Source organism: Legionella worsleiensis (assembly GCF_001467535.1).
GTDB lineage: Bacteria > Pseudomonadota > Gammaproteobacteria > Legionellales > Legionellaceae > Legionella > Legionella worsleiensis.
The window spans coordinates 215,221-228,159 of the sequence record NZ_LNZC01000022.1 but is presented as its reverse complement, the minus strand read 5'-3'; the positions used below and the strand labels follow the sequence as shown (position 1 = coordinate 228,159).

The following is a 12,939-nucleotide window of genomic DNA, read 5'->3' as shown; positions in this document are numbered from 1 at the left end:
CCCTGTGACGAATTCTTTGAAGATTAATCCCTTTAGCATGTAGCCTGGTTGCTTGCAACCAGGACTTCATTCTCCAAACTCACCTTGCAAGGACTTGCCGCCCCAATTTTTCGGTAAAATTTCTTGCCTAACATAATTATAAAAACTTGAATAAGGCCAGCAAGTAGCAACCAGGCTACTTACTATTTTTTATGGATACTAACTACTCTTTTATAAATCAAGCCTTGCAGTAAGGGCAAATCAGACATTAAACGTTCTTGAATAAAAGTGCGATCGTTGTGTTGCAATGCCTTACAAATCTCGATTTCTTGCTGATCAACAATTCGTTTATTTAAAAAATCACGTTTATAAACTAATTCGAGGTGTCCATCAGATTCGTTTATAGATGCAATCATGGCGGATAAAGAAGGAGTGATTTGCGATTGCATTAACTTGAGTTCATCAGGTGTTACATTGAATTGCTTCTCATTGAAACAGTACTCTTCACAACCGTTAAGCAAAGCAAGCAAGCGCACTTGAGTTACATCAGCGGCATAAGGTGCATCACATAAATCATCGACTACGATTGTTTGTTCATTGGGATTTTTTAATACCATAGTCCTAAAAAATACAGACAGATAATGAGCCAGCGGCATAAGCTGAGGATGAATCGGTTTACACGACTCTTGAGCACTGTAAACTAAAATTCCTTGGCTCGCATAACAGCGCATTTTTTTAAGCCCAGGATTATTCAAACAAAAATTAATCGCTCTTTCTGCTGTATTTACAGTATTGTGTTCATCTAAAATTAGGGACTGATACTCGGAAGATTGAGTAGATAACTCTTTTGCCAAAGAAGAAATTTTGCTGCAAAAAAAAGAAACCACATCATTCAGTATTAACGGTTTATTCAAATCTTCGGTTTTTTCTCTGCACAAAATTAACTTAGGGCGCCAAGCCAGAGCATAAGGATTATCAGCTACTAACCAATGCAAGGCGGCATTAACCCAACAGTACAAAGCACGCCTGATATCGCCAGTAGCTTCATAAACACCCCCATAATTCATATGGTAGTAAATATGATCAGAAGTTGTATAACCACCCTGGGATATTTCCTGATACGCCTTGTTATAATACTCAAGGGACTTGCTGTACATTTTTTCTTTTTTATAAAGCCGTGCAATGTTTATAAAATTAACGTACTTGAGACCTATAGAATTAATTGCGTGATCAACGATAAATTGTTCAATCTTTTTTTCAAAGGAAAAAGCATTATCCGTTTTTTGCATATGCACATTAAACAGCGCAAAGATATTTAACTGATACAATGAAAATTCATCTACCAAGTGTAAATGCTCATCTATGCCCGCCAGCCTGAAATGGCGTTCAGCAATCTCTAAATAACGAATTAATGTTGCAGCATATGCCTTGAGATAATGCAAATACCTGACAGATACCTCATCAATACCCTCAATTTGAGATGGGTATTCATGTAATGCAAGTGCTTTGTACTGGTGCGAGTGAAAACGAATTATTTGTAAATGAAGCAACAGCATGGAGGCATGCTCAACAGCCTGAGCCGGTTGAGATAACCTATGTTCCAGTAAGTAAGTCGCCACTTCTGGCGCACCCGATTTTAAAAGCGTCCAGGCGTAACCTATCAACAAATTGATATGCCAATCTGATGAAAAATCAAATCCCTGGTTGCTCATCATGTTCTGACGGTTTGTATTTAACTGGTGCAAAATGGGCTGAGATACCGGATCTTCTGTACAAACCAAAAAACGTAATGCAGTGTTCTTGGAAGCAAACAAAGCTGACAATTCACTTTGGGCCTCTTCACTCCATTCCTCTTCATCATATAAATTAAGACTTAAGTGTTTTGTATTGTCGGCCAGCAAAAGCAACGTATAGAGGTTATCTGATGTCAATCTCTTGTCTTTAAGATAGACATCCAAAGAACACTCTGCAGATAAATAAGGAAGTATTTTGTCCAACATCGCCTGAGCTTTTATGGGTACAACATTACCCAAAGATTCCAAATTTATCCAATCATTTGCCGAATTAAGCGCCCCTAAAGGGCGAAATGCCTGTTGCTCCATTGTTGGGTGATCAACTTCCGGTAATTGGCTGGAAATATCAAGCACTAACTGAAAAGGACAAGATAAAACATGACGTAAATTAGTTTTTAAATGCATAGACGCACCGAAAAGTGATTAGAAGAAATAACATGCACCATATAACAACTGTAAATTATGGAGTATGACCAGTCACACTCCATAAACAGTATTGGTTAAATGGGTTCAAATCTTGTAAATCTTATACATTCGCTGCGTAATTAAGTCCCAGGGACAAAACCAAATCGCCATTTCCACGAATATCATGAACAGGAATCTGATACTCTGCGTTAAATTTCATATTAAAATTAGTAGCGATACGCTTCATCACAAACGCTTCAATCACGGGGTCGATTCGTGATCCTTCTCCGCCTAAAGATTGAGAACCTTCATTACCCGGTTCAGCTAATGGCCCATTAATGTATCTGCCGTCATTAATGTTGCTTATCGCAGCTCCAGCTCCCAAGCCGTAAGAAAGGTAATTCACATCCCCCCAGACTCGGTCTGCAGTAAATACCAGACGCACTGGAGAAACAGAATGAAATACGCCGTTCATTGCGTTTCTTTTGGATTCAGTGGCATACATGTTGTAACGAGCGTTTAAAAGCCACTGATGTGTGTAATAAGAAAGACCGATATACCCACCATAGAAATTAGTTGGATAATAATCGGCTGGGCTTATAGCAAAACCATTTGGAAACTGATTAGTTACCGATTCAGTAGGAGTAAATGAATCTTTTAAATAAGTGTGCATGTAATTAAAACCAGCCTCAAACATCAGCTGATTGGAATCTGTTGCCACAGGCCCCATAGTACCGGCAGATGCCGCAAAACTGCTGCCCAACAAAACAAGTGTTGCTAATTGATTTTTTTTCATTAGATTAGTCCCTTTTATAGTTTTTATATCAATTTAATCTCTAAAGAATTCTTCAGCATTAAATGCGAAAATCCTTATTCATTCAAGTTACAAAAAGGCTTGTATTTGGAAAGCCATCTGAAATCTCACGACATTTTATATTTCTTTTTCCTTTTGATGCAACTATTGATTTCAGTATCGCTGCATGGGAAACATTTTTAAGGATGTACTTATAGCCCGTCTTACAACTTATATTAAATCGGGAGCAGAGGTCTTTAAATGTACATTTGCATTCCAACTCTAAAAATGCAGATATAAACTTTATTTTTTCATTCATAGGTTCAGTCTCTAACCAACTCATTACAGACACTCCTTCTTCTCGTCTGTATGAATGTTAACTGTTACCCATGTGTCCGGTCATTTTTGTTACCGATGTATCCGGGTCGGACCTACTGCTCCCTTCTCCCTTGAGGGAGAAGGGTTGGAATTGATTTCAGTATCGCTGCAAGGAAAATACTTTTAAGTAAGCAGGCATTATAAAAGTAAATCGTCTACACCATCAAAAATGATTTGCAGCCAATCCGTTACTGCTCCCTTCTCCCTTGAGGGAGAAGGGTTGGAATTGATTTCAGTATCGCTGCAAGGAAAATACTTTTAAGCAGACATTGTAAAAGTAAATTGTCTACACCATCAAAAATGATTTGCAGCCAATCCGTTACTGCTCCCTTCTCCCTTGAGGGAGAAGGGTTGGGGATGAGGGTGGCGGGAGTGGCACTGCCCGGGTTCTGTTATGGTTCAATATTCACATGCGGTTATCTTGCTTAACGACAGGAGTAGTTGATCTCCAATTGAAGAATAACTTAATATGCTTCATCCTTAGGCTCTACTGATTCAACAACAGGGGCATACTAGCATGAATTCATTGACACAACTGGCCCCAAGAATTAAAACCATTTCTCTTTTTGCACTTCCCATCAGCATGACGAGTCTTGTCAACATATTGGCCAATTTTTTTGCTGTTTTTTTTGTCGCCCAACTGGGTATAGATGAACTGGCAGCGGCAACCCTGGCGTCATCAACCCACATTACCGTTCTGGTTACCGTGACTGCGGTGTTATATGCCGTAAGCATATTAATTAGCCATGAATACTCCAGTTCATCAACTCAAGAGCACCCGCAAAAAAATATAGGCGCATTGTTCCAGAGCAGTATCCTCGTCTCGGCTTTGTTGAGTGGCGCAGCTGGAGTGCTTTTATGGCATGGCGATAAAATCTTGACTCTATTTGGACAGGACGAACACCTGGTCAGCTTCACAACGCACTATTTTCATTATGCAGCCTGCTCTCTTTTCCCTAATCTTGTTGCCATGTCGGTAGGACAATTTTACCTGGGTATTGGTAATTCCCATTTTGGTTTGATTAATGCCCTCATTCGCCTTCCTTTTGTCCTGTTTTTTTCTTATGTTCTTGTGCTGGGCAGGCTGGATTTCCCTAAAATGGGTTTAACCGGTGTAACTTGTGCCAATTTTATTGTCAACAGTCTTTATTGCATCATCATCTTGATGTATCTTTTTTTTAATAAAAAACTCAAACCCTATCTTCTTTTTAGACAAAGACCATTGTTTCGCTGGATTTTATGCCAGCGCATTTTAAAATTAGGTATTCCCATAGGCGTTCAATTTGGGGCGGAACTGCTGGTTATGGCGGTAATGACCTTCCTGCTTGGCTTTATGGGAGTAATTCCGCTGGCAGCCTCACAAATTGTATCTCAGTTTAGCTTGCTTGCCATCATGTTGGTTTTAGGCTTAACCCAGGCGACATCCATATTAATCAGTGGTGAATTTGCCAAAAAGAATCTTTATCTTATCAAAGAATACGCCCAAGCAATTCAAACCATTATTCAGATTTTCTTTGTATTTTTAGCGCTCATCTTTTTAATGTTTCATAATCTTTTTTTAAGTTTATTTATGAATCCTGCAGATGAACACAATCAACAATTAAAATATTATGCACTGGTTTTTTTTGCTATTTCTTTTGTTACAATGTACTTTGATGCCGTTAGAAATTCCTTTAGCGCTATCCTGAGAGGGGTGCATGATTCCCAAAGCCCTATGAAGATTGGCTTACTGAGCCTGTGGTGTATATCCCTGCCCTGCGCTTGTTTTTTTGCTTTTGGGTTACACTGGGGCGCTATTGGTTTACAGTCAGGATTTGTAAGCGGTTTTTTTGTGGCATCATTAATTCTCAGAATTAAAATGCACCGTATTTTAGATAATCATATTGACATTATAAGGAGATAACCATGTCTAATCCAAGCACACACGATCAAAGCCTTAATTTTGAAATTTTATTTGATACAGGAATCGCAGTTGATTCATCCTTGAGCTCTTGCTGCTGCAGTTGTTCTGCTTCTTGCTGTTGTTCTGCTGCTACTGCCCAGTGTATTGAAGAATCTTTAGAAGATTAATCGTCTTTATTTTCATACAGCTATAAAAACAAATGAATTAACTCTGAAGTATTCTTGTTAATACTTCAGTTATTTTTTACTGAGAGTTTCTATGTACATGATCAATGAATTTCAATTGGTTCCGGTTGAAAACGAGTTATATTTAAATAATTTTAATAAAGGCGTTAAAATTTCCAGCGCTGCCTTGGCAGGGATACTAATCAAACTCAAAGAACGCAAAAAACTTGAAATATCTGTTGAGGAATTAACTCAGATTGCTGAATCATTCAAAATAGACTCTCAGGCTTTAATTAACGCATTGATGAATCAGCTGCATTTGATTAAACCGGTTCCTGACCGCAAATTTGGCACCGTTTATCTTAACGTAGACGACCCCATTCTCGCTGACTTTTTAAGTGATGCTTTTGCTAAAGAATACAACGTCAAACTCGTTGACCCGCAGTTTACAGCCTATGAGCCTGCCTCACTGGTTCTTTTTTATCGTGCCAATTACTCTCATGAAGAGTTTAAACATTTATATCAAAATCTTCCTGAAAAAGTATGCATCATTACCGCAGGAATAGTTCATAAAATTCTTATTATTGACAATCTTTACTATCGTGGCAGTGGCTTGCCAACTCATTTTTCGAATTTTAATAACCTGCTTGCCGGTATTCACAGCAGTTTGTCAGTGACCAAAAACAATTGGTTGCTTTTTTATCGTTCTTTGATGCGTGATGGCTCAGAATCCTTACCCGATCCTGAAATCAACCTGTGTCAAAAGGGATTTGTTTCCTATTGTCTTTATAAATTTACTTCGCAATTTACTAATTTTTGGAGTTTGCCAACCACTTTGGACAGTGTTAACTGGTTTTGGCATGTTGATTTAAATGGCCTCAATGTTTTCAAAGAAATAGCCATTCATTCTCCCTACTCTCAGTACGACATGAACCTCAATCTGGCGGCTTTTGCTGAATCCCGCAACACCGAGACTTCTTGTTCACGCCACACCGAACAGGAGCTTTGCAGTGCAGACTAAAGAGAAAAATAAATCATTCATTAGCTGTAATGTAGACAGTTATCTTGATTCAACAGTTTATAATGACGTACTCAAAACCTACGCCAAAGAGTGTATCACTCTGCTTGACTACGGTTTTGTTGCCATCAGTTCCCTTGAAAACAGTATTATTGAACCCGTTCAATTTACAGAATGCGAAATCTCTCCTTTTCATTTGCATGATATTCCCTGTGATTCCACCTCAGAGCCCAGCTTCAAAAGAGCAAAAAGTTCTTTTGTGTTTACTCAGAAAAAAATAAAATGCACCGAGCTGCAATCATGGTTAATCAACACCTTTTCTCCTGATGATGAGGGCAGAAGGCCATATCCTTCTGCGGGCGGACTTTACCCTGTAGAGCCTCTGATTTTTCTTTTTAACGAAACCGTAGAATCTGATTCGCCATTTACCTCGGGATGCTATCACTTCAGGCCGGTGAGTAAAACCTTACAACTGATTAAGCCGCTGAGCTACTCAGTATTTTACTCTCAGCTACTCCATTCATTATTGGATGAAAAGGCTCCTCCTGCATTTTGTATCCTCTATACGGCTCATGTTGGCAAAGCGATTTTTAAATACCGATACAGAGGATACCGACATGCAGTAATGGAAGCAGGCTCTATGTATCAATTGGCTGCCATGTCCTCGCAAAATGCAGGATTAAGCAATACGGTATGGTCGTCTTTTTCCGAATATGAGCTTCTTGCCGCACTTGATTTGGATCCAGGCATGTTTATGCCCATCACCATGCAACTTTTTGGTTATAGTGAGTGAATAATGAATCAGTTAAATTTCGATAGATTAGATTACTTCCCAATATGCCGCCATTCCCATGCTGCACTCAACTACCCTGTTCAAATGAAACTGTTTTCCAATCATCTGGTAAATACACCACGTTCAGTGGGAGTTGACGGCGTTATTGGCTACGGAGGAGCAACAGGTACCGGGTTAAATCTGCTCAAAAAATCCTATGGTGAATTTTTAGAACGCAATCATTTTTTTACCGGGGTTGGTGTCTCTTCTTGTGCTGCATTATCCAGTCTTAACCCTATTTTAGCACAAAAATTGCACTCACTATGCACGCAGTTGAAGTTCAAAAATACCCCCCCAATTGAAGAGCATTTATTTCATTTAACCCAGGTAACCAATTTAATTACAGAAAAACCCGATCTTTATTTATATAATTTAATCAGCCTCAACGGTAAAAAAGAAGATATGCCTTTTGTTGCATTTAACGACAGTTGTTCTTGCGCCACTCACTCATCCAAAGAACAGTCATTACTCAGTTCATTAAACGAATTTCTTGAACGGCAAGCGCTGGTGGGCAGCTGGACTTCAAAACGCTTTAGATACCTTATTAATCCTCAACTGCTGCAAGAAATCACTCCCTATACAGGATTGGCAAAAACCTTAACAGAACAGGGTGAATTATATGTTTTGGAAAACGGTCTGAATCTGCCAGGTTATAGCATCATCATTTTTTATTTTTCCAAGTCCGCAAAAGACATCGTTCAATATTCTGTTGGTGCAGGGGCTGGATTTTCTTTACAATCCGCCTTAAATTCGGCTTTTGAAGAACTGTGGCAATGTTATACCTTTCAATACAGCTCCGAGCATACCGTGTCGCTTGAAGATAAAGCGGGTTCAGAATACCATCTTAATTTTCAGCAATGTAATCGTCTGGATACCAAAAATGACATCCCCTTTTTCAACGAGATAGTTAATAGAACATTCGATATTGATTCAATTGCTGATCTCCAAAAACACCCAACATTCAACTTGGCAGAAGTCATTAGCGGTTTATCACGTATTTCGCAGTACATTTATTACTATCATCATGTTGAACCGTGCACCCAAATGCACTACACCAAAGTCATCAGCCCTGATTTCTTTTCGCATATGAGTGTTGATAAAAAATTGAATTATGATAATGCTTATGCAAAAACGCTAGGCCTAAGTTACGATACAGCGTATAAGGCGACTATTCCATTTCCATAAAGCCCTACTGATTCAAAAACCATAATAACGATTATATCCATCATCAAAATCATCGTTATAAAGGCTTAATTTTTCGATAAAGTGTTCCGCCTCACACATCACAGACAAAGGTGACGAGCTGCTGGCAGTGACGGTTTTATTTTCTTGCCTATTCCATTTAGGATTAGGGATAGGCTGCATGCGTTCATCAAGTACATTGAGCACATCTATGAGCCTATCCAACCCAGGCCTTGAGCCAGGCTCTTCATGCATCATCGATTGAATCAGTGCTCGCAATTCTCTATGCCCCTCTGGAATCTCGGCCAAACGATCAAATAACCTTACAAAAGAAACATGTTTTGCCGAATAGATGCAATCCAATGGATTAAAGTCAGGGTTATTCTGATAATCATCGCCCCATAACATCATAAAAACTCGTCCAAGTGAATAAACATCACTTTTAACGGTTGTACAATCATGTAAGGAAAATCCCTCAGGAGCCACATAAGGTATGGAACCACGCAACGCATCCATTCTGTCATCATAGTGTTTATCAATTGCTAAGGCGTAATCAATAAAAGAGACACGCAAATTGTCATCTACCAATATATTTTGTGGTTTAATGTCTCTGTGAATAAAATTTACATCATGAACCTGTTGCTGCAAAGCCAAAACCAGTGCTTTGGATAAAGTCAATCGTTCCACAAGAGTTAATTGATTTGCCTTGATTAGCGTGTGTAATGGCTGCCCAGGTAATTTGCGCATGGTAATAAAACTTTCTGTGTCATGATAACTCAAAGGCTTACAATGAAAAAAACCCATTTTACGCAAATTAGTTACTTCTCGCTCAGCCCGTTCCAGAGATACGTACTCGTGTTGCTGAATTTTAATCAAACGCTTTTTGGATTCGTGCTTCACCTTAACAAGCAATTCAATCTGGTGCTGAACCGGAACCAAAGTAAGCTGACTCAGAAATAAAGTGCCAAATGCACCCTGATCCAGGAAACTATCTGCCAATACCTCATAAACCTGCTTTTTTTCGGTTGAATTGGCATGCCGGATTATCCTGTGGCTGAGGACGATTTCTTGTGTATCAATAAAATACGAACCGGATGGCCAATCGACTTTATCAGGATGATGGGCAAGTAATTGCGCCAGTAAACGATTACTCTGTAAGTCTAATTCGAGCAAATTAATGTATTGTAGCATAGCTGGTGCACTCTACCTCAGCACTTAAATTCTGTTTAAATCGCACCATGACCTATGAGCAGTTCGCTTAAATTATCAGTACCTGCTCTTTGACTTATTGCGAGTGCAGATTGCTGATGAGTATCGAGGGCATTGACATCAATATTAGTATGTTCCAACAACCACAAGGCGACAGCTTTTTCCCCTTGACACACGGCAAGGTGTAATGCGGTTTGTCCTTGATAATCAGTACACGCTGCATTCGCCCCCAGGTCAAGAAGCATCTTCATGGCTTCAAAGTTTGCCACCTCGGCTGCCAGCATAAAAGGAGTTTTACCCTCTGAATCTAATGGGTCTTTATTTACAGAGGCATTGGAACATAAAGTAACCATATCAGCTCCACTGTATCGTGCGGCATAATGAAGCGCTACTCGTCCTTTACTGTCAGCAACATGAGCCACCTCTTTATCGTTGAAAAGAATATGGGCACAAGCAAGAGCATTATTTAATATGGCAGTGTGTATTGGATAATGGGATTGATTATTCTGAATAAAAGCAAGTTGATGATGAGAATTGAGCAAATCAGCCATCAATGAAAAATAATTATGCATCGCCATTTGATGCATTATCGTATCACCATTGCTATCCTGATTGACCAAAGTCTCAAGGCCTTGTTGTTTGAGCAACTGATAAATTTTAATCTTGTTTTCTTTCAATCGCTCTTCGTAAAGGGCGGGTAATTGCAAAGCGCAAAAGACAGCCATTTGCAGCTGATGATTTTTTTGCGCAAGATCAGCCCCCAAATCCAACAGAACTTCGATTGTGTGCAGATTACCTGCAAGTGCAGCAATATGTAAGGGAGTCAATCCCGATGAATTAGGCTTATTAATTTCACTGACTGCAGGAGCCAAAGTGGCAAGAAGTTTATCAAACCCATAATATGCTGCGGCTTCAAGAGTAGTTTTACCATCAAACTCGGGTACAGGTTTTGTCACATCCTGAGGAATATAGGGTGCAAATCGGTCGAGATAATATCCCAGAAATTCAGCGTATTGACTATAACACGTATCAATAGAATCATTACTGATAACAACATCAGTGGAAACATGTGTCATAAACCATCGTTTCAATAACTCAAGTTTATGTTCTGGAGAGTGTGTTGCATTAATCCCTAACTGCTCGCATAAAGTGTCAAAATTCATTTTAAATGTTCCTTTATTCAGCACGCTATTTATTTTTAGGAGTGGAACTGTCTTCACGCGTGTTTACTGGTTCTGCATCATTGTTACCTACTACTGGGGATTTATCAAAAAATTTCAATTGAAAATTTTTATAACTGGCCGCAGCTTTTTCCGCATTAATCTCTTCTGTTCCGGGCTTAAAATAGACTGTACCCCGTTTGCCAAAATGACGATGAGTAGCCAGGGCTTGTAATAAATCCTTAAAAAAAGGTGTCGAATGAGGTGATGATTGAGGTGTCTTTAGCAGTAAAGAGCGCAAAGAAGCGTTTAAATTAATTCTGTCTTTTATTGGTATGTTTGCCATGGCTGACTCTATCTTATTCGCTTTAGCATTCATTCCTACCGTAAACACACCCGCTTGACTCCGAAAATTAGCAACTATGGTTCTTATTTCATTAGCTGCTTCATCTTCTTTTAACGCTTTGATGGTTTTTTTTAACTCATTAAGAATCAAAAATTGTTGTTGCGGATCATTCTGCAAAGTAAAAAGCCGGGCTTTTTCCGCCAGGATATATTCGTCCATTTTTTCATCTTTTGCACCAAATTTCAAAGATTCTAATTCCTCAAAAACCTCATCTCTGGTCATATCAAGCAACATAGAACCGGCTTGTGCAAGTGAGGTTCGTTGCGCAGGGAATTGCTGGATTAGATTTTTTATCAACTGTTTGAGCTTTTTCCCTTTTTCAGTTGTAAAAACTTCATAATTAAAATTTAACTGACTGTCCTTGACAGTACCATCAGATACACCAGTTAGAAATGCATATAAATTCTTTCCCAACAGATAAGCATGAGCCTTTTCCACCTCGATTTTTTCTTTATCTATATCATTTCTGTCATACTCTGGAGGAGTAAAAAAAGGGGATAACAAAACCTTTTGCGAATATTCATTCTCTTTCAGCAACCTATCATAAAACCCGGCGCTATTGGCAAATAGAAAACTTTTAGTATCCGCAATCAGTAAGGTTCCATCATCACCAAGTAACCAGTTAGTGTATTTTGCATCCGAAAAAAAGCAGCGTTGCTCTTGAATCCGTTGCATCACGTGCGCCATTTGACTAAACAGTTCGCATGCACTATCAACAATATCCACATCACTACTTAGTTTTTTTCGATAAGAAGAAAGATCACTATTACGATAATATTCGGTTACCAGCAAAGTACGTGATTGCCTTCCCTCATCAGGATCAGTATACGTTAATTGCCTTTCTACGTGGACTGGAGCAAAGTGTTTACTTAATCGCTGCCTAAGATGAACTTCGATATTTTTTGGCAAATTCAATCTATTATCTACTTTTAATACCCAAGTGCTTTGATCTGCCATTCGGGTGACTAAAAAATTCTTTGAATTGCCGCCACCTAAAAACGTTATCGCATGACTACTTAAGAACTCACGAAATAATACCGCTTCATCGCTTGAATCATTTGAACGATACAATGAGTTGAGCTTAGTGAGTAACTGTTGTTGATTACCTACTGCTAAAATAGCAAGCAAATCTTCAGCCTTGGATGGCGACATATTAGCCACTATATGAGTAAGCGGTGAAGAGATGGAGTGTGTTGGCAGTAGGGACTCTACTCCCAAACGTTTAAACTGCTTTTTAATTTCTTCAAACAACCAGCGCTGTACAGCATAATACCCTTTAGATCGAGCAATTAAATTTGGCGGATATTTGCAATCTACTTCTTTTATGATTTCCTGAATTTGCCTCAGAATATGTTCTTTTTCGGCTAATTGTTCACTGGCATTAAACTGGGTGATGAGTTTGTTTACCGCTTTTTGGAATTTTTTCATCTTGTCCTTGGGTAACGCACCTTTTGCAAATGATTTTATTATTGGCAACTTGGTAACATCATCCGTTTCTGATATTTCAAAAAGCTGATTTTTACTGCTTTGGGCACCTGTATCACTCAAAGATAAATCCTGAGTAAATTCAATGTCATCTGGTTTATCCTTAAAATCTTTAACAAATTGATTGTTATGGAATGCCATACCCGCACCTGTTCATTATTATAACACAAAGTATATCATAAGAAGACGAGAGAACAAATCATAATCAATATAACTTAAATATAGTCTAAAT

At 38.8% G+C, this 12,939-nt stretch carries 11 protein-coding genes; 5 read left to right on the top strand and 6 right to left on the bottom strand.

The window, feature by feature from the left end:
- Positions 1-182 precede the first annotated feature (182 nt).
- From Lwor_RS09570 to Lwor_RS09560, 3 genes are all read right to left on the bottom strand, one after another.
- Positions 183-2,177: a hypothetical protein gene (locus Lwor_RS09570; RefSeq protein ID WP_058493664.1), complete on the bottom strand. Its 1,995-nt coding sequence runs from the start codon at positions 2,175-2,177 to the stop codon at positions 183-185.
- 121 nt (positions 2,178-2,298) lie between these two features.
- Positions 2,299-2,973, bottom strand: a complete 675-nt coding sequence (locus tag Lwor_RS09565; protein WP_058493663.1) for a hypothetical protein — start codon at positions 2,971-2,973, stop codon at positions 2,299-2,301.
- An 82-nt stretch (positions 2,974-3,055) separates the two neighbouring features.
- Positions 3,056-3,313, bottom strand: a complete 258-nt coding sequence (locus Lwor_RS09560; protein ID WP_058493662.1) for a hypothetical protein — start codon at positions 3,311-3,313, stop codon at positions 3,056-3,058.
- Positions 3,314-3,865: 552 nt separating this feature from the next.
- On the opposite strand from Lwor_RS09560, the gene Lwor_RS09555 reads away from it, so the two are divergent.
- The 5 genes from Lwor_RS09555 to Lwor_RS09540 all read left to right on the top strand — a co-directional run bounded on the left by Lwor_RS09555 (position 3,866) and on the right by Lwor_RS09540 (position 8,450).
- A complete protein-coding gene (locus Lwor_RS09555) occupies positions 3,866-5,251 on the top strand; it encodes an MATE family efflux transporter (protein WP_058493661.1) in 1,386 nt (461 codons plus the stop codon).
- A 2-nt stretch (positions 5,252-5,253) separates the two neighbouring features.
- Entirely contained in the window at positions 5,254-5,418 is a 165-nt protein-coding gene (locus Lwor_RS13790) for a hypothetical protein (RefSeq protein ID WP_157063142.1), read from the top strand.
- Between the two features lie 91 nt (positions 5,419-5,509).
- The gene (locus tag Lwor_RS09550) at positions 5,510-6,436 is read left to right on the top strand and encodes a hypothetical protein (protein ID WP_058493660.1); all 927 of its coding nucleotides are present in this window, start codon (positions 5,510-5,512) and stop codon (positions 6,434-6,436) included.
- Positions 6,426-7,226, top strand: coding sequence for a SagB/ThcOx family dehydrogenase (locus Lwor_RS09545; RefSeq protein WP_058493659.1), 801 nt, complete (start codon positions 6,426-6,428; stop codon positions 7,224-7,226). Before Lwor_RS09550 ends, Lwor_RS09545 begins: the two co-directional genes overlap by 11 nt.
- 3 nt (positions 7,227-7,229) lie before the next feature.
- Positions 7,230-8,450, top strand: a complete 1,221-nt coding sequence (locus Lwor_RS09540; RefSeq protein ID WP_058493658.1) for a YcaO-like family protein — start codon at positions 7,230-7,232, stop codon at positions 8,448-8,450.
- 12 nt (positions 8,451-8,462) lie between these two features.
- Here the strand turns inward: Lwor_RS09540 and Lwor_RS09535 are convergent, their stop codons facing one another.
- Genes Lwor_RS09535 through Lwor_RS09525 form a run of 3 tightly spaced genes read right to left on the bottom strand, consistent with a single transcriptional unit; the run spans position 8,463 to position 12,848 of the window.
- Positions 8,463-9,638, bottom strand: a complete 1,176-nt coding sequence (locus Lwor_RS09535) for a protein kinase domain-containing protein (RefSeq protein ID WP_058493657.1) — start codon at positions 9,636-9,638, stop codon at positions 8,463-8,465.
- 35 nt (positions 9,639-9,673) lie between these two features.
- Positions 9,674-10,819, bottom strand: a complete 1,146-nt coding sequence (locus Lwor_RS09530; RefSeq protein WP_058493656.1) for an ankyrin repeat domain-containing protein — start codon at positions 10,817-10,819, stop codon at positions 9,674-9,676.
- 25 nt (positions 10,820-10,844) lie between these two features.
- Positions 10,845-12,848, bottom strand: coding sequence for a hypothetical protein (locus Lwor_RS09525; RefSeq protein ID WP_058493655.1), 2,004 nt, complete (start codon positions 12,846-12,848; stop codon positions 10,845-10,847).
- Between the last annotated feature and the right edge of the window lie 91 nt (positions 12,849-12,939).